15 protein-coding genes and 1 riboswitch are annotated in these 16,321 nt (G+C 49.6%); of the genes, 12 read left to right on the top strand and 3 right to left on the bottom strand.

Features of this window, described 5'->3' with window-relative positions; genetic code table 11:
- Positions 1 to 197: 197 nt before the first annotated feature.
- A riboswitch (cobalamin riboswitch) is annotated at positions 198 to 409 on the top strand.
- Positions 410 to 572: 163 nt separating this feature from the next.
- Positions 573 to 2,873 carry a 5-methyltetrahydropteroyltriglutamate--homocysteine S-methyltransferase gene (gene metE, locus NSS79_RS23825; protein ID WP_342436385.1) on the top strand — a complete coding sequence of 767 codons (2,301 nt, stop codon included), beginning with the start codon at positions 573 to 575 and terminating at the stop codon, positions 2,871 to 2,873.
- 169 nt (positions 2,874 to 3,042) lie between these two features.
- Here the strand turns inward: metE and NSS79_RS23820 are convergent, their stop codons facing one another.
- On the bottom strand, positions 3,043 to 3,195 hold the full coding sequence (locus NSS79_RS23820) for a DUF1540 domain-containing protein (protein ID WP_076108838.1): 153 nt from the start codon (positions 3,193 to 3,195) through the stop codon (positions 3,043 to 3,045).
- Between the two features lie 408 nt (positions 3,196 to 3,603).
- Between NSS79_RS23820 and NSS79_RS23815 the strand changes: the two genes are divergently transcribed.
- Entirely contained in the window at positions 3,604 to 4,746 is a 1,143-nt protein-coding gene (locus NSS79_RS23815; RefSeq protein WP_341118950.1) for a DUF4349 domain-containing protein, read from the top strand.
- A 138-nt stretch (positions 4,747 to 4,884) separates the two neighbouring features.
- Positions 4,885 to 5,499, top strand: a complete 615-nt coding sequence (locus NSS79_RS23810; protein ID WP_052092225.1) for a hypothetical protein — start codon at positions 4,885 to 4,887, stop codon at positions 5,497 to 5,499.
- A gap of 83 nt (positions 5,500 to 5,582) precedes the next feature.
- On the opposite strand, the gene msrB is transcribed toward NSS79_RS23810, so the two are convergent.
- Positions 5,583 to 6,569: a peptide-methionine (R)-S-oxide reductase MsrB gene (msrB, locus tag NSS79_RS23805; RefSeq protein WP_341118949.1), complete on the bottom strand. Its 987-nt coding sequence runs from the start codon at positions 6,567 to 6,569 to the stop codon at positions 5,583 to 5,585.
- Between the two features lie 170 nt (positions 6,570 to 6,739).
- Positions 6,740 to 7,348: a VTT domain-containing protein gene (locus NSS79_RS23800; RefSeq protein WP_341118948.1), complete on the bottom strand. Its 609-nt coding sequence runs from the start codon at positions 7,346 to 7,348 to the stop codon at positions 6,740 to 6,742.
- Between the two features lie 135 nt (positions 7,349 to 7,483).
- Between NSS79_RS23800 and NSS79_RS23795 the strand changes: the two genes are divergently transcribed.
- From NSS79_RS23795 to nirD, 9 genes are all read left to right on the top strand, one after another.
- Positions 7,484 to 8,419 carry a Gfo/Idh/MocA family oxidoreductase gene (locus NSS79_RS23795; RefSeq protein WP_341118947.1) on the top strand — a complete coding sequence of 312 codons (936 nt, stop codon included), beginning with the start codon at positions 7,484 to 7,486 and terminating at the stop codon, positions 8,417 to 8,419.
- Positions 8,420 to 8,443: 24 nt separating this feature from the next.
- The gene (locus NSS79_RS23790; protein ID WP_341118946.1) at positions 8,444 to 8,767 is read left to right on the top strand and encodes a hypothetical protein; all 324 of its coding nucleotides are present in this window, start codon (positions 8,444 to 8,446) and stop codon (positions 8,765 to 8,767) included.
- Positions 8,768 to 8,892: 125 nt separating this feature from the next.
- Positions 8,893 to 9,210, top strand: a complete 318-nt coding sequence (locus NSS79_RS23785; protein WP_038594991.1) for a helix-turn-helix domain-containing protein — start codon at positions 8,893 to 8,895, stop codon at positions 9,208 to 9,210.
- Positions 9,211 to 9,644: 434 nt separating this feature from the next.
- The gene (locus NSS79_RS23780) at positions 9,645 to 10,367 is read left to right on the top strand and encodes a hypothetical protein (RefSeq protein ID WP_341118945.1); all 723 of its coding nucleotides are present in this window, start codon (positions 9,645 to 9,647) and stop codon (positions 10,365 to 10,367) included.
- Positions 10,368 to 10,424: 57 nt separating this feature from the next.
- Positions 10,425 to 11,516 carry a MerR family transcriptional regulator gene (locus tag NSS79_RS23775; protein ID WP_341118944.1) on the top strand — a complete coding sequence of 364 codons (1,092 nt, stop codon included), beginning with the start codon at positions 10,425 to 10,427 and terminating at the stop codon, positions 11,514 to 11,516.
- Between the two features lie 194 nt (positions 11,517 to 11,710).
- Positions 11,711 to 12,379 carry an iron-sulfur cluster repair di-iron protein gene (gene ric, locus NSS79_RS23770; protein ID WP_341119146.1) on the top strand — a complete coding sequence of 223 codons (669 nt, stop codon included), beginning with the start codon at positions 11,711 to 11,713 and terminating at the stop codon, positions 12,377 to 12,379.
- Positions 12,380 to 12,575: 196 nt separating this feature from the next.
- Positions 12,576 to 13,274 (top strand): hypothetical protein, encoded by a 699-nt coding sequence (locus tag NSS79_RS23765; protein ID WP_342436384.1) that lies wholly within the window; start codon positions 12,576 to 12,578, stop codon positions 13,272 to 13,274.
- A gap of 226 nt (positions 13,275 to 13,500) precedes the next feature.
- A complete protein-coding gene (gene nirB, locus NSS79_RS23760; protein ID WP_341118942.1) occupies positions 13,501 to 15,927 on the top strand; it encodes a nitrite reductase large subunit NirB in 2,427 nt (808 codons plus the stop codon).
- 25 nt (positions 15,928 to 15,952) lie between these two features.
- Positions 15,953 to 16,294 carry a nitrite reductase small subunit NirD gene (nirD, locus tag NSS79_RS23755; protein ID WP_038594983.1) on the top strand — a complete coding sequence of 114 codons (342 nt, stop codon included), beginning with the start codon at positions 15,953 to 15,955 and terminating at the stop codon, positions 16,292 to 16,294.
- The last annotated feature ends 27 nt before the right edge of the window (positions 16,295 to 16,321 follow it).

The raw sequence follows: 16,321 nt of genomic DNA, 5'->3' as shown, positions 1-16,321 counted from the left end.
TTTTGCTGTATACCAAACGTTCTGCTGAAGCTGCTTCTTGAAGAGAGGCTGTGAGGGAATGTGCGGCAGAATCCCCGCAAAATGAGCCTGCACGGCGCCAGCTATAGGGAATGTGTATAACGGGAATACCCGTAAATCTGTTGCGGATAAGGCATCGGATTCAGTATGATGACATCAGATTACGGGATGAATACAATTTGCAAATATCGGAGACAGGCGCCAGCCAGAGCATCAGAAAGGCCCGGAGGCTTAATAGGGAAATTCGGTGACAAGCCGATGCGGTCCCGCCACTGTAACGGAAGAGTTCATAGCAGCCCATGTCACTGGCCATCTCTACTTCGCCGGGAAGACTTGCTGATGGATGCCGACGCCGCTAGCCAGGAGACCTGCCCGTCTCAACAGCACTGCAGTACCTACGGAAGATAGGGAGGTGTTAAGACGTTACCCATTGGCAGCCCATGGGCGTCTTTCCCTGCGGCCTGGTTAGGGGAAGACGCTCTTTATTATTGATACCGACTGAGATCATTAACTAAAGCTTAAGGCATTTATTATAAACAAGGGAGTGACTGTATATGACAAACAACATCAAGACGAGCAGCCTCGGTTATCCGAGAATCGGAAAGAACCGGGAGTGGAAAAAGACGCTGGAGGCTTACTGGAGCGGCAAAATCAATGAAGAAACCTTCCGTGCGGAAATGGCCGGGATTCAGCTTCAGCACCTCAAGACACAGCAGCAGGCCGGGATCGCACTGATTCCTGTCAATGATTTCACCTTTTATGACCATGTGCTGGATACCGCTGCTATGTTTGGCATTGTTCCTCCGCGTTATGCCTACGATGGCGGTGGCATTCCGCTCGATCTGTACTTCGCCATGGCGCGCGGCAATTCGGCCGCCCCTGCCTGCGAGATGACCAAATGGTTCAATACGAATTACCATTATATCGTGCCGGAAATCGGCGGGCAGACTCCCCGCCTGATTGAGAACAAACCGCTTGCTGCCTACCGTTTCGCCAAAGAGCAGGCGGGTATTGAGGGCAAGCCGGTTATAGTCGGACTCTATACCTTCCTGAAGCTCTCCAAGGGGTTCGCTGCTGATCAAATTGCAGAGGTTGCTGCCCGTTTCCTGCCGGTGTATGTGCAGCTGCTGCAGGAGCTGCAGCAGGAAGGCGTGGCTTGGGTACAGATCGATGAACCGGCAATTGTCACCGGCTTAACCGCGGAAGAAGTTGAACTGCTGGGAACGATCTACAGAGAGATTGCTGCAGCAGTGCCCGGACTTCATGTCTTGCTGCAGACTTACTTTGAAGCCGCAGAGCCGCTGGAAGTGCTGCTGAAGTTGCCTGTGCAGGGCATCGGATTGGACTTCGTCCATGACGGCGGGGCCAATCTGGCCTCGATCCGGCGTCTGGGCTGGCCAGAGGACAAATGGCTGGGAGCGGGCATTATCGACGGGCGCAATATTTGGCGCTCCGATCTGGATGCCAAGCTTGAGCTGGTCCGCGCACTGAAGTCCCATGTGCCGGACGAACGGCTGATCCTCCAGCCATCCTCCAGTCTGCTGCATGTGCCTGTAACTGTTCAAGGCGAGGACAAGTTAAAGCCTGCGGTACGGCAAGCGTTGGCCTTCGCCGACGAGAAGCTGGCGGAGCTGAGCCTGATTGCAGCAGCGGCGGGCGAGGATGGGCAGGTCTATGCCGCAGCGCTCGCCGAGAGCCGCGAGGCGCTGAAAGTGTTCCGCGCCCTGCCGGAACGCGGGCGCCAGGATGTGGCTGAGCAGGTGCGCAGCCTGGATAAGCTGCCGGACAGCCGCAGCTTGCCCTTCGCGGAACGCGTAAAGGTGCAGCAGCAGAAGTGGCAGCTGCCGCTGCTGCCGACAACGACGATCGGCAGCTTCCCGCAGACGCCTGAAGTGCGCCAGGCCCGGCTCAAATGGCGTAAGGGCGTCTGGAACCAGGAGCGTTATGACGGATTTATCCGCCAGCAAATTGCAGATGCGATTACTTTTCAAGAGGAGCTCGGGCTGGATGTGCTCGTGCACGGTGAATTTGAGCGGACGGATATGGTTGAATTCTTCGGCGAGAAGCTGGCAGGGTACCTCTTTACCAAAGGGGGCTGGGTCCAATCCTACGGTTCACGTTGTGTGAAGCCGCCGGTCATTTATGCCGATGTTGCGTTTACCGGCCCTATGACCGTGAAGGAAAGTCTGTACGCCCAGTCGCTCACCAGTCTTCCGGTAAAAGGGATGCTGACCGGTCCGGTGACCATTCTGAACTGGTCGTTTGTCCGTGATGATCTCAGCCGTGAAGAGGTGGCTAACCAGATCGCCCTTACCTTACGTTATGAGGTTCAGGCGCTTGAGGAAGCGGGAATCGAGATGATTCAGGTGGATGAACCGGCGATCCGTGAAGGCCTGCCGTTAAAGGCTGAAGATCATGAGCATTATTTGAGCTGGGCGGTAAGATCTTTCCGTATCGCTACCAACTCTGTGAAGGCGACCACGCAGATCCATACGCATATGTGCTACAGTGAGTTCAATGACATGATCGGACCGATCTCGGCGATGGATGCCGATGTAATCTCCATCGAGACCTCGCGCAGCCATGGGGAGCTGATCGTCAGCTTTGAAGAACAGGAGTATGACAAGGGAATCGGTCTTGGTGTGTATGATATTCATAGTCCGCGTGTACCGAAGGTAGAGGAAATGACACAGGCTATTGAGCGGGCGCTGCGTGTGCTTGATGCCGGACAGTTCTGGATTAATCCGGACTGCGGCCTGAAGACACGGGGCTGGGAAGAAACCGGAGCGGCGCTGCGCAACATGGTGCAGGCTGCCGTGATTGTCAGAGAGAAGAGCGGAGCGGTCAGCCGCTGATACGTCCGTTATACCGGGCGCACATTTTCCCAGTGATCCGTAGGGGGCTGAATATCCCGAGGAAGTCCAGCGATCTTTTTTAACATAAACACTTGATAATAATTCTCATTCTTGATAGAATGGGAAACAGAAAAGAAGGAACCGTGGAGGGTCCCTTCTACGTTTAACCTTATTTACTTTCGAAAGTTTTGCAGTCTGTTTCTTCAGACTGTGTAGGCTCTTTGGAGCTGTGATAAGCAACAAAAATGGACTCAGCGTTGCATTTGTTCTCTTCAGCCCAATAGGTGCAAGAGTTCACTGCGCACAATACGTCTTTTGCCATGAGGGTTCACCTCCCCTTATAGTGGATTGGCAACATGATTAGAACGTTGTGATTTGTCCTGTTCAGCAAGGTGGAGCTTGTCCGAACAGAACCATACCCTTATTCCTTGTGAATAGAGGGTATTTGGTGTTTCACTGTCTTTTCAGACACGATTATTGTAGCAAATAAAGCCTCCTTTCGCAAACAGGATCATTCAGCATTCGAATGATCCTGTTTGCGATGTAAACGGTGTTAAATTTGGGAATAAACATCAAAAAAGGTTCGGAATTCTCCAATCTCCTGCAACCTTCCAGCTTTTGGAACGTCAAAATAAATAACGCGGAAGAGACTCAGAGATCAAAGGGCCTTTCGCCGGAGTGTTTTATATAGAAGAAGCTGAAATTCCACTACACTTTTGGAGGAATGAGAATGCGAAAATGGGGTCTGCATTACTTTTTATCTTTATTGGTTCTAGCAGTTGTGCTGGCAGGCTGTGGTTCAGGCGACGACAGCAACTCGGCTGCTGATCAACTCAGTGCGAACACCTTCTCTGAGGGAGGGGCGGCAGATTCAGTACCTGCGGCTGCTTCGGTTCAATCGAAGGAATCTTCGGCGGAGTCTGCTACAGTAACAGCAGGCGGACAGGATCAGAAAACCGATGCGAACAAGACGGGGACAGCCAAGAATCTAGGTACAGAACAGGGTGCTGAACAACCTTCCGGATTTACCGGGAGCGATGTTGCAGCCGGACTGAACAAGAAGCTGATCTACCGGGCCAACCTCAATATGGAGGTAAAGGACTATGCCTCAGCGCAAAGTGATGTACGGAACATGATTACTTTGGCCGGCGGCTATATTATTGAATTCTCGGAGAATATGTCTGAATACGAGAAGGGCGGGACCTTTATTCTGAAGGTGCCGGCTTCCGGATTCGCCTCTTTTCTGGATAATCTGGAGAAGATCAAGAATGAAAAAATTCAGCAAAGCATCACCGGGCAGGACGTTTCAGAAGAATATGTTGATCTGGAATCACGTCTTAAGGCTAAGCAGCTGATGGAGAACCAGTATATCGAGTTTATGAAAAAAGCAACCAAATCGGCCGACCTGGTCGCTTTCGCTAACCAGCTTGGAGCGATTCAGGAGGAAATCGAACAGATTAAAGGCAGAATGCGTTATATTGATCAAAATGTCTCCTTCTCCACCGTGGAGCTCCGCCTCTATCAGACGGACGAAAGTTTTGCCGTTACGCAGAAGAAAGAGCAGGGTCCGCTGTTAGACCGGGCATCGGATGCACTCAAGAGCAGCCTGAACGCTTTGTCCATTATGTTCCAGTGGCTGGTTGTTTTTCTTGCAGCGGCCCTTCCGGTGCTCCTTATAGGCGGAGTGGTTACAGCGATTGTCCTCTGGTACCGGAGAAAATCCAAGGAGCGTGAGAAGACGCATATGGAGCGAATCGGTCAGATCAACCGGGAGCAGAACAGGGAGAATCTGAACCGCAGCAGCACAGAGCCTGCGCCGGAGAATAGAACTGCCCCCGAGGAAGATGGCGGTGAACCGGAGAATAAAGGATAAAGAATGAGCACCCTGTATGGGATGATAAGTTTTTTCGCAGCTTGGTTGTAATTCTCTTTTGAAATTTCCCTAATAGATGAGAAGCAAAGATGGCGCGCCAGCTTCTACTAACTAATATGTATAGGGAGATGGATAACAATGAACAGACACGGAGCAGTTAGAACAATTACCAATGCAGCCAGCTACACAGGGGTAACAACAAAGCTTATTCTGCCGACAACCATTAATCCGGTAAACGGCTACGTCGACTGGTACTTGGGCATCGGAGATGCCTCCATTGAAGCGGGGATTTCCTACTCTTACCTCGGGTTCAAAGTGTTTCTTGGAGCCTCCTACGGAGGAACCAGCACGTACTATGATTCCCAAGTTGTATCGAGTCTTGCCAAAGGCCAGACGGTTGACCTTAAGCTCACTTATGATCATTCCACGCGTCAAGCCACCTTGTATCTGAATGGTGCGGCGCTCCCTTGGACCGACCACAAGGATGTCGGCAATGCGTCGAAGGCGCTGGGGACGTATAACAAAGTGAAAATGATACACGGTGTGGAGGATCAAGGCGCCAGCTCGTACAGCCAGGCCAGCTTCTCCCAAACCCAGCTGCGTACGGACACAGCCGGGGCGAATTACACGCCTTGGACCAGCAGCCTCTCAACAACACAAAAGGTTGCTGTAGGCAGTGGTGATCCAACCAGTGCTAATAAATTCTCAGTGATTAATTTTGCACCACTTATTACGAAGCTTGACCCTGCATAAGCAAATACAAAAAAAGAAACTCTGTAATCAGAGTTTCTTTTTTTTGTATGGGTTAGATGTTTAGAATTCCTGTTCGTTATGAATCAGGCATGCTGGAAGAGCACACGGTACTCTCCATAGCCTTCCTTCTCCAGATCTTCTTTCGGCACAAAACGCAGGGCAGCCGAATTGATGCAGTACCGCAGGCCATTTTCACCGGGACCGTCGTTGAACACATGACCAAGGTGGGAATCGGCAGTTTTGCTGCGCACTTCCGTGCGGATCATCAAGTGGCTGAGATCGGTTTTCTCCTTGACCGAATAGTCGCGGATTGGCCGGGTAAAGCTGGGCCACCCGCAATCGGAATCGAATTTATCATGGGAACTGAAAAGCGGCTCACCGGATACGATATCTACGTATATACCGTCTCCATGATGATCCCAGAATTCGTTGCGGAAAGGCGATTCCGTAGCGTTGTTCTGCGTCACTTCGTATTGCAGCGGCGTCAAACGTTCCTTCAGACTGTTCTTATCCTCCTGATGTGTCCAGTGATTCTCGATAAAAGCATCCCGGCCGGAGCCCTTGCGGTAACGCTTGTAGTGTCCGGGATTCTTATGATGATAACCCTGGTGGTACTCTTCGGCAGGGAAAAACGGTTTGGCCGGCAGGATTGGAGTTACAATTGGCCCCGAGAAACGTCCGCTGGCCTGTAGCGCAGCCTTGGAAGCTTCTGCCTGCTGGCGCTGCTCCTCCGAATGGGTGAATATCGCCGTGCCGTAGGAAGTTCCGCGGTCATAGAATTGTCCTCCGGCATCGGTAGGGTCTATCTGTTGCCAGAACAGCTCCAGCAGCTTGCTGTATGGGAAAATATCCGGGTTAAAGGTAATCTGTACCGCTTCAACATGCCCGGTCGTTTCTGAGCACACTTCTTCATAGGTCGGATTGACCGTATGCCCGCCTGTATAACCGGAGAGGACCTCGACAATACCCGGCAGCTCCTCAAAAGGAGATACCATGCACCAGAAACAGCCTCCCGCAAAAGTCGCTTTTTCTGTTTTGGTGCCTATATGGTTAGACTGAACATCACTCATAAATATCCCTCCATTCATAGAATGCAATTAAATAGATCACAATTCAATTTAATTATAAAGCAAATTAGATCACTCTGCCAGCGGATGCCATTCGTGTGGCGGAATGCTTGTAAACAACATCCTCCTGGCTGCCGGGACTCTCACTGCTACATGTGTGCTCAGTTGACTCTTTATTCCAAGAAACGGCGGGGCCGGAGGGACCATACGGCCAGTGCGATTACGGCGACATAGACCAGAATAGCTATAACAGCGCTTTTCGGATGAAGGAACAGCTGTCCTCCAAGAAAGGCGTACAGCGATATGCCGGGGATTTTGCCTAGGCCGGTAGCGGCGAGATAACTCCAGAAGTGCAGTCCGGATACACCGGCGTAGATGTTCACCGCCATTTGCGGAATTACCGGAGTCAGGCGGGCAAGCACAATGGAAGCAAAGGGGCGCCGCTGTACGGCAGACGAGAATTTCTCAAGCAGTGGTATAGAGGCTAAGTATGTACCCGCCCTGTCTTGAAATATATATTTTACGATGCCGTACACTACCGCGGCAGCTATAGTGGTCGCTAACCAGCAGATGGCTGCGCCGGCTACACTTCCGTAGGCATATCCGTATAAAGCGATGACAGCCTTATAGGGTATGACAGGAAAAAAGGCCAGCAATGTGGCCGCGCCGATCGACAGGAGGAGATTGTGATCCTCCCGCAGCCAGCCCAGGATTTCATTTCTATAGATAAACGCAAGGATTACACCCGCAACATACAGCAAAGCCATCAGCCATTTTCTCATTCTACTATTCCCTTTCTTCCGTTCATTCATCTCATCATACTGAAAAAAAAGTAATTAATGAAGCAAAGATCATTTGTCGAATGAGCTTGTCACTGTATAATACATCTAAGAATGACAGAAGAGGGAGATGCTACGATGAATAACACTGCACGTAAAAGAGTGGCGATGGTCGGCATCGGGGATATTGCCCGTAAAGTCTATTTGCCGCTGCTCTCCCGTCATGACCAGGCCGAGGTAGTTGGAGTGCTAAGCCATTCTCCGGTTACGGTTCAGGGAGCGGTCGGTATGTACCGCTTGCCCAAAGGCACCACCGATCTAAATGAGCTGCTGTCCTGGGATCTTGACGCGGTCTTCGTGCATAGTCCCACGCCAACTCATTATGAAATTGTGACCCAGTGTCTGGAGCACGGATTATCGGTGTATGTAGATAAGCCGCTGTCTTATGAGCTGGAACAATCCCGGCGGATGGCGGAGCTGGCCGAAGACAAAGGACTGCTTCTGGCTGTAGGCTTCAACCGCCGGTATGCCCCGATGTATATGGCAGCCAAGGCCTGGCTAACCAAAGCCGGCGGTATCAGCCATTGTCAGGCGGTCAAACACCGCACGAAGCTGCAATCCGGCAGCAGCCGTGAAACTGTGCATGATGATCTGATTCATATGCTGGACCTGCTGCTCTGGCTCTGCGGCGGGGATTATGAGCTGCTTCACAGCAGTCTTAAGTCCGATCGGGAAGGCAGGCTGCTTCAATCCTCCGGAATGCTGTCCTGGACCAGCGGGGAGAGCGGAATGTACAGTATGGTCAGGGATGCCGGAGCTGACCTTGAGAAGCTGGAGCTGCACGGAAACGGCAGATCCGTAGAAGTGGTGGACATGGAGAAGGTTACGTTATTCGAGAAGGGTTCCCTGCCACGCAACCAAAGCTTCGGAAGCTGGGATACGATTCTGGAGCGGAGAGGCTTCAGCGGCGTGGTCAGTCATTTTTTGAACAATATTCATACCCCGGAGCAATGCGGCATCGCAGCTTCCGCCGTTCTGCCCAGCCATGTGCTGGCAGCGAAGCTTGCCGAATGACAGAAGAGCAGAAAGGAGCACACTATGGACGAGTACAGCAAATCAATGGAAGAGCAGATTATCGAAAGCTACAAACGGGATGAAGAAATGATGATTCTCGTGTTTGCCCAATGGTGTGTGAACAACAAATTAGACCCGCATGCGCTGTATCTGCAGGCTTACCCGCAGCAGGAGGGCAATGCCGCGCTCAGCAGGGCACTGGCGCTGACTGTACCCGAGGAGGAAGCAGGCTTTATCTCCGATGATACGGTTCTAGGAGTATTGTCTCTCTATAGCAACGATGATCTGGCTTACGTGGTAACCGAGGCGATTGCACAGCGAAAGCCGCCGCAAGGCACCGTGGATTGACATCAGGGATATAATAAGGTAGGCTAGTGAACTTTTTTTTGGTAAACGATGTTCATTACGCTATAAATGTGGTAAAATTATATATACTAACTAATTGTAAGTTTCATAAGTGAGAGGTGAGAACAATGGAAGAACATCAGCTGACGATGTGCCCAAGATTCGAAACGGCCTTCTCTTTCTTAGGCAAACGTTGGAATGGGCTGATTATCCAGACATTGATGAGTGGACCGAAGCGTTTTAAGGATATTTCCGGCCTGATTCCATCAATGAGCGATAAGATGCTGTCCGAACGAATGAAGGATTTGGAATGTGAGGGTATTCTGGTAAGGCATGTGTATCCGGAAACTCCGGTGCGCATCGAGTACGAATTAACCACTAAGGGCCGCGCACTTGAGCCGGTTATGCAGCAAATTCAGTCCTGGGCAGAGAGCTGGGTCGAGTAGCCCGCGCTTCAGCGTCCTATTGATCGCCTCTTTTCCGCTTCATGGAAAAGGGGCTTTTTCAAATTTATTCAAATTTATTCAAATAAAACTTGCACAATCAACCGCAGGATATAATATAATAGAAAAAACTGTTGCCGGACGTGTGCGGGCATGACCAAATATATGAATGTGCTTTCGAAGTAAGTTTTGTCGTAGTGGACTCGATAGAAGTAACGCTAACAAAACTAAGTGTATGCTTTCGAAGTAAGTTTTGTCGTAGTGGACTCGATAGAAGTAACGCTAACAAAACTAAGTGTATGCTTTCGAAGTAAGTTTTGTCGTAGTGGACTCGATAGAAGTAACGCTAACAAAACTGAGTGTATGCTTTCGAAGTAGTTTTGTCGTAGTGGACTCGATAGAAGTAACGCTAACAAAACTTTTAGGAGGCGAGGAAGATGAAAACCACCTTGTTTTCCCGGGAAATAACATATGGAAAAGACGATGTTGCCGAGCTGGAGACTGCCTCAATTAAAGTTCAGCTCATTTACGACAAGACGTTGTTTATGCTGCACGGACATCTTCCCGGCTCGTTATGGGATGCGTGGATTGGAGTGCCCTACGAAATCATATCCTCCTTATACAAGGGAGATAACGATAGCGGGAGCGTGTTTCAGAAATGGATCCAGAGCCCGACCGGCTGGAAATGCATCGGCTGTGAACGGCATTGCCTGGAACCATCGGCAGTCCCGGACAATCTCAGCTCCAGCCAGCAGCGCAGGTTCACCTTCCATAATGGCATCCGGCAGAGCATGGTGCTGCAGGCTGTAATATGGTCGCTATATGAGAATACGGTGCTGTTTCAGCCATACTTGGGCGAAGAAGCCTTTCTGGATGGCGATGATCTCGATACGATTTCCACGTATTTCGTACCGACCTATATGAATAATCTAAGGCTGGCCGAGATTGGCAAACCCAGCAAAGAATATAAAGAAAAGAACATAAGGGTGTATCAGGAATGGATCGCAGCTCCCGATCTTGTACTGCAGTGGAATGGCGGCCTGACTGAGGGGCGATGGATGACAGGAGTCTATGTAGACCATTCCCGCTTTGCCGGTCTGGGACCTTATCTGAAGGACGCTGAGGGCAAACGGACGTATATGCAGGCTACGGTTCGATAGCGAAGCTTGATAATAAGAAGAATGGTAAGAATATAAAATAAACCAGTGGGAATGTCTATGACAACAGCGCGTGCCGGCACAATCGGTGCGCGCTGTTTTGAGTTGGGCTTGAAATCGCTGAGAGTAATAAGTACGGACAATCTGAACTATGGCTGTGAAAATAAGTTATTGACTGTTCCCTTGGGTATTAGCTTATTTTATTACAAGGAGGTGTTATTGATGAAAATAAGTGCGATTATGGATATTACGGGCCTTACCAAAAAGGCAATAAACTATTATGAGGAAGAAGGGTTACTAAGCCCTCATGTTAATCCTGAAAACAATTATCGGGAGTATTCGCAAAGTGATGCCGATGTATTGGTGCAAATATCTGTTTTGAGACAATTTGATGTACCTCTAAAGGATATCAAAACCATGATATCGAACCCTCAAAGGTTGAAAGATTGTTTAGAACAACACCTAGTAAGACTTGACAATGAGATCAAAAGACTTGAAAAAAGCAAAAATGTGCTTCGATCCAGCCTGAGCAGTTTCGATTCTGATGAGATTGGACTTCTGCAATTAACACAACAACTATCGGTGCTGAATAAATCTCTTGAGCTGGATGAGCGTAGCAGAGAGGGTTTTATGAAAAAGCAGATTGAGCGTATTTTTCCAGGGAACTTTGGGAAGATGTTGATCATGCAATACAGTTCTTTCTTAAATGAACCTATAGATACGCCGGAAAAAGAGGAAGCGTGGATTTCCATAGTTAAATTCTTAGATGAAGTCGAAGTGATAAAATATCCACAGGAAATAGTCGACATGTATGAAAAGCTGACCATTAAAGATATTGAAAAGTATGAGAAACATATTAATGACTATATCGAGAAACGGCTTACCATAACAGACGAGGGACTTGTAAACGAAAGAGAGAAAATTTCTGATTATATTCACCGATTAAAACACGATCCTGATATGCAGGCAGAACATATAAGATTGACAAATCTATCCGAAGGGATGAGGGGATTGATGAATGATATTGGATATTATGATAAGTTTGTTAAAAATCTAAAAATTCTAAGCAAAGCGTTTTGTGCTTATAATGAAAAAGTCGAAGAGCTTTCGGAATTTTCAAAGTTATCAAATATTACATTTGACGTTCAATAAAATTTTATATATTCAGTGCGTTCAATCACTAGCTTGGGCTTCTCTGGGCGTTAAGGTGGAAGGGTAACAGAAACCAATTACGTAAGGGAGGGGCCATCATGACGGCCAATCAATTCAATAATACAATTACAGGAACACAGGACAATGCGGAAAACAGTTCTGCGGCAGCGCCTATCCAGTTTACCGGAGCGGACATGGTCAGAGATATTGTACTGCAATTCCCGAAGGCGGCAGATTATTTCAAGGGACAGCGGATCGATTTCTGCTGCGGAGGCGCAAAGGCGCTGGCCGAAGTGGCAGCTGAGAAAGGGCTTGACCCGGAGACACTGCTTGCAGATCTGCATAAGCTGCTGAAAGAGCATCCTGTGCTTGATGTAGATACTGCCTGGAATGAGGCATCTTCCGCTGAGCTGGTTGAGTATATTGTGAGCAAGCATCACCGCTACTTGCGCGAAGAGCTGCCCCTGATCAGTCAGAATGTAACCAAGGTATTCCGCGTCCATGGCGAGGATTCTCCGCATCTGGCCGAAGTTTACCGGTTATTTAACCTTCTGCGGGAAGATTTGCTGCAGCATACAGCGAAGGAGGAGGAATCTGAGTTTCCTAAGATGCTGGCGTACTCCGAGAATCCGAGCGAAGAAGGATTGGCCGAGCTGCGCGGGCTGCTGCATACGCTGGAAGAAGAGCATGACGGAGCCGGTGAGATTTTGCGGGAGCTCCGCAGAGTTACGAACGACTTCACTCCGCCAGAGCATGCCTGCACAACCTACCGCCTGACCTATGCCCGCCTGGAGGAGCTAGAGGGAATGACCTTCGAGCATGTGCATCTGGAGAATAATATCCTGTTCCTGCGTTATCAGTAAAATTGAGCACGCTGTTCTCAAAGTCCCTGCGGGGACTTTTTTTCTTCTGACCGCTCCGCTGCCTGATTAACGCCCGGAATTTATCGTTTGAGAACAAAGCTAGTTTGCGTTATTCTTAAAAGATAGTATACATAATGACTAAAGACCTGAGAAAATGATTGAGGTTATGATCGGGCGGAAGAGGGCGGTGCCGGGAATGTCCACGAAATTTCTGTGGCTTTTATGGTTAGGATTAATTATCATTGCGACGGTAGGCGGATGCTCGTCATTTGGTTCAGATGCGAACGGAAACAATGCCGCAGCCGGGGCTGCAGGCCCTACTTTTTCACTGATGGCCGGTGATAATGAGCTGGCAGGGAACTCGGGGAGACTGCTCAGCGAAGCCTACAAGCCGGGAATAACGCTTATAGAATTGCTGAAGAGTAGCGGTGTTGTTACTTTTGCCGAAGACGGATTTAGCATATTGGCAGTCAATAAAATATTTCTTGCCCCGGACATGATCTGGCAGATTCAGCTTGGCGGCAAAATCATAACCGATTGGAATAGTCCAGTCTCGCGTGAACAGGCGATTGTAATTACTGCGAAGCCGGCAGCCGGAGATGCCCCGCTTCTGCCCATCATTCTTGTAGTGAACGGCGGGAGCGAGCAGCCCGATCTGACACATTCGCATATTTTATCCTATAGCGAGGATCTGTCTGTCCGGGGTCTGCTGAAAAGTAGCGGAATTGTTCGGTTGGCGGAAGACAACAAGACGGTACTCACGGTTATGGGATATACTCCGCTCACCAGTGAAGACTGGAAGCTGAAGGTGAACGACAAAACGCTGCTTGACAGCGGAATTGATATGAAGCTCAGACCTCAAGATATACTCGAGATTTCACTGGTTCTCCGGTAAGGTGATAAATAACATAGCCAGTTGTCCTTAATGCAAGAGGAAGATTAAGGGGAGCGGGCTATTTTTCTATCACCAAAAAACCTTACATATGCTGGCATAAAAATATGTGAAAACATTCACATTTATTGTGATTTCAATCACAAATGCTCTTCAAATTTAAAACGTATAATTTTGTTATCAGATAAGTATATGAAGAAATCCAGAAGCATTGAGGAGGGTCTTAACAGTGACCGTGGAGAGAGAAAAGTTAGTTTTGATAGGGAATGGTATGGCTGGCGTAGGTACTATCGAACAGATCCTTAAGCTTGGCGGCACTTATGATATTACGATCTTTGGAAGCGAGCCTCATCCGAACTACAACCGGATAATGCTGTCCTATGTCCTCGAAGGAAGCAAGAGCATTGAGGATATCATTCTGAACGACCGGCAGTGGTACGAGGATAACCATATTACTCTGCATACTGGAACCACTGTTGTCCGGATTGATGAAGCCTCCCGTCAGATCATTACAGATAATGGAATGTCGGTTCCTTACGATAAAGTTATTATTGCAACAGGTTCAAATTCATTCATTCTGCCGGTACCGGGCAGCACAAAGGATGGAGTTGTAGGCTTCCGCGACATTGCGGATTGCGACGCCATGCTGGCTGCAGCACAGCAATACCGCACAGCGGCGGTGATTGGCGGCGGACTGCTTGGTCTTGAAGCAGCCAAAGGACTTGTGAACCTCGGCATGGATGTTACCGTCGTGCATCTGCTGGAGGATTTGATGGAGCGTCAGCTTGACCATACTGCTTCCTCCATGCTTCAAGCTGAGCTTGAACGACAGGGCGTGAAGTTTGCCATGGGAAAACAGACGGTTGAGCTGACCGGGGAGGAACGGGTAGACGGCCTGCGTTTCAGTGATGGAACCGAGCTGCAATCAGATTTTGTAGTGATGGCGGTCGGAATCAAACCGAATGTCCAACTGGCTAAAGACAGCGGCATCACAGTTAACCGCGGAATTGTCGTGAACGATTATCTCCAGACCTCGATGGCGAATGTCTATTCTGTAGGAGAATGTACGGAGCACCGCGGCACTTGCTACGGGCTGGTAGCTCCACTGTTCGAGCAGGGGATGGTGCTGGCGAAGCATTTGTGCGGCGCCTCCACCCAGCCGTATGAAGGTTCTGTCGTAGCCACCAAGCTGAAGATCTCGGGTGTGGATGTCTTTTCTGCCGGTGATTTCACTGAAACAGCGGAGCATACCGTCATTTCGGCTAAAGATGAATGGAAGAGAACCTATAAGAAAATTCTGCTCAGAAACAATATTATTGTCGGTGCAGTCCTGTTCGGCGATGTAACTGAATCCGCCAGTCTGCAGAAGCTGGTCAAGCAGGGCACCGAAATGACCGACGAAATTTATGGCGAAGTAATGGGCACGGGCTGCTGCGGCGGAGGAAGTGCGAAAAAAGGCTTGTCAGTCGAAACGATGGCTGATGAGGAGATCGTCTGCGGCTGCAACGGCGTGACCAAGAAGGCGATCGTTGATGCCGTTACGGAGAATGGTTTTACCACGGTAGACGAAATTAAAGCGTGCACCGGAGCTACCCGCTCCTGCGGTGGCTGCAAGCCGGTTGTCGAGCAGATTCTGCAGTTTGTTCTCGGTGACAGCTTCCAGGAAAGTGCGAAGCAGGGGATTTGCGGATGCACCACCTTGAGCCGCGATGAGATTGTAGCAGAGATTACCGCTAAAGGCTTGAAAACGACCAAAGAGGTTATGAATGTGCTGGGCTGGAAACAAGCAGAAGGCTGCTCCAAATGTCGTCCGGCTGTGAACTATTATCTCGGCATGATCTACCCGGATACCCATGAGGATGAGAAGGAATCGCGGTTCGTCAACGAACGGATGAGTGCGAACATCCAGAAAGACGGCACCTTCACCGTTATTCCACGGATGTACGGCGGTGTAACTACACCGGAAGACCTGAGACGAATTGCTGATGTTTCCTTGAAATATAACGTGAAGGTTGTAAAAGTGACCGGTGGTCAGCGTCTGGATCTGGTCGGTATCCAAAAAGAGGATGTGCCTAAAGTATGGGAGGAGCTGGATATGCCTTCCGGTTATGGCTATGCGAAATCGCTTCGTACGGTAAAAACTTGTGTAGGTTCGCAGTTCTGCCGCTTCGGGACACAGGATTCCATGGGTATGGGAGCTTTTATTGAACGTAAATATGAACGCCTTGATTTGCCGGCCAAATTCAAAATAGCAGTCAACGGCTGCCCGCGCAACTGTGCGGAATCCTGCACGAAGGATATCGGCATCGTCGGCAACGACGGCGGCTGGGAAGTGTTCATTGGCGGCAACGGCGGGATCAAACCGCGGATAGCCGATGCCTTCTGCAAGGTGAAAACCGATGATGAGCTGATCGAAATCTGCTCCGCCGTGATTCAGTACTACCGTGAAACCGGGAACTACCTGGAAAGAACCTCGGAGTGGGTCGAACGCATGGGACTGGAAAATATTCAGAACGTGATTCTGAACAATGAGGACAACCGCAAGGAGCTGGCTGCACGGATTGATTTTGCCCTGGCACAGGTAACTGATCCTTGGAAAAAAATGCTGAATGACGACAGCACCCGCACCGCGCTGTTTGAGAAGGCAAGAATCTAATCATAACCCAAAAGGAGAGAGAACAATGGATAGCGCAAAACAAGAATACGCCGTAGGACCGGTACAGAGTTTCCTGCCGCAAATTGGACGTGTTGTAACAGCCGGGAATCTGGAGCTGGCCATATTCCGCACCTCGGACGGAGCTTTCTATGCCGTAGAGAACAGCAGCCCTCATCCCAAGGGTGGGCCTCTCGCTGAGGGAATCGTATCGGGACATTATTTGTACGATCCGCTGTATGACTGGAAGATTGATCTTCGCAGCGGCGAGGTTCAGGCACCGGACCACGGTACAGTTGCAACCTTTCCCGTTTCTCTTGACGGAGATATTGTGAAAGTCAGCCTGCAACAGGCAGTTTTTCAAAGCTAAATTAAGATGAGGAATGGCGGGGTGGAG

It is taken from the genome of Paenibacillus sp. FSL L8-0436, from assembly GCF_038593025.1.
Taxonomy (GTDB): Bacteria; Bacillota; Bacilli; order Paenibacillales; family Paenibacillaceae; genus Paenibacillus_AQ.
The sequence above is the reverse complement of the archived record's forward strand: the minus strand, read 5'-3'. Positions and strand labels throughout refer to the sequence as shown.

Bases quoted from the DNA above. Each gene is read 5' to 3' on its own strand.
- NSS79_RS23800 (WP_341118948.1), bottom strand. From the start codon at position 7,348: ATGAGAAAATGGCTGATGGCTTTGCTGTATGTTGCGGGTGTAATCCTT.
- NSS79_RS23820 (WP_076108838.1), bottom strand. From the start codon at position 3,195: ATGGCAAAAGACGTATTGTGCGCAGTGAACTCTTGCACCTATTGGGCT.
- NSS79_RS23790 (WP_341118946.1), top strand. From the start codon at position 8,444: ATGGACGAGTACAGCAAATCAATGGAAGAGCAGATTATCGAAAGCTAC.
- nirD (WP_038594983.1), top strand. From the start codon at position 15,953: ATGGATAGCGCAAAACAAGAATACGCCGTAGGACCGGTACAGAGTTTC.
- NSS79_RS23810 (WP_052092225.1), top strand. From the start codon at position 4,885: ATGAACAGACACGGAGCAGTTAGAACAATTACCAATGCAGCCAGCTAC.
- ric (WP_341119146.1), top strand. From the start codon at position 11,711: ATGGTCAGAGATATTGTACTGCAATTCCCGAAGGCGGCAGATTATTTC.
- NSS79_RS23775 (WP_341118944.1), top strand. From the start codon at position 10,425: ATGACAACAGCGCGTGCCGGCACAATCGGTGCGCGCTGTTTTGAGTTG.
- NSS79_RS23765 (WP_342436384.1), top strand. From the start codon at position 12,576: ATGTCCACGAAATTTCTGTGGCTTTTATGGTTAGGATTAATTATCATT.
- NSS79_RS23795 (WP_341118947.1), top strand. From the start codon at position 7,484: ATGAATAACACTGCACGTAAAAGAGTGGCGATGGTCGGCATCGGGGAT.
- NSS79_RS23815 (WP_341118950.1), top strand. From the start codon at position 3,604: ATGCGAAAATGGGGTCTGCATTACTTTTTATCTTTATTGGTTCTAGCA.
- msrB (WP_341118949.1), bottom strand. From the start codon at position 6,569: ATGAGTGATGTTCAGTCTAACCATATAGGCACCAAAACAGAAAAAGCG.
- NSS79_RS23785 (WP_038594991.1), top strand. From the start codon at position 8,893: ATGGAAGAACATCAGCTGACGATGTGCCCAAGATTCGAAACGGCCTTC.
- NSS79_RS23780 (WP_341118945.1), top strand. From the start codon at position 9,645: ATGAAAACCACCTTGTTTTCCCGGGAAATAACATATGGAAAAGACGAT.
- metE (WP_342436385.1), top strand. From the start codon at position 573: ATGACAAACAACATCAAGACGAGCAGCCTCGGTTATCCGAGAATCGGA.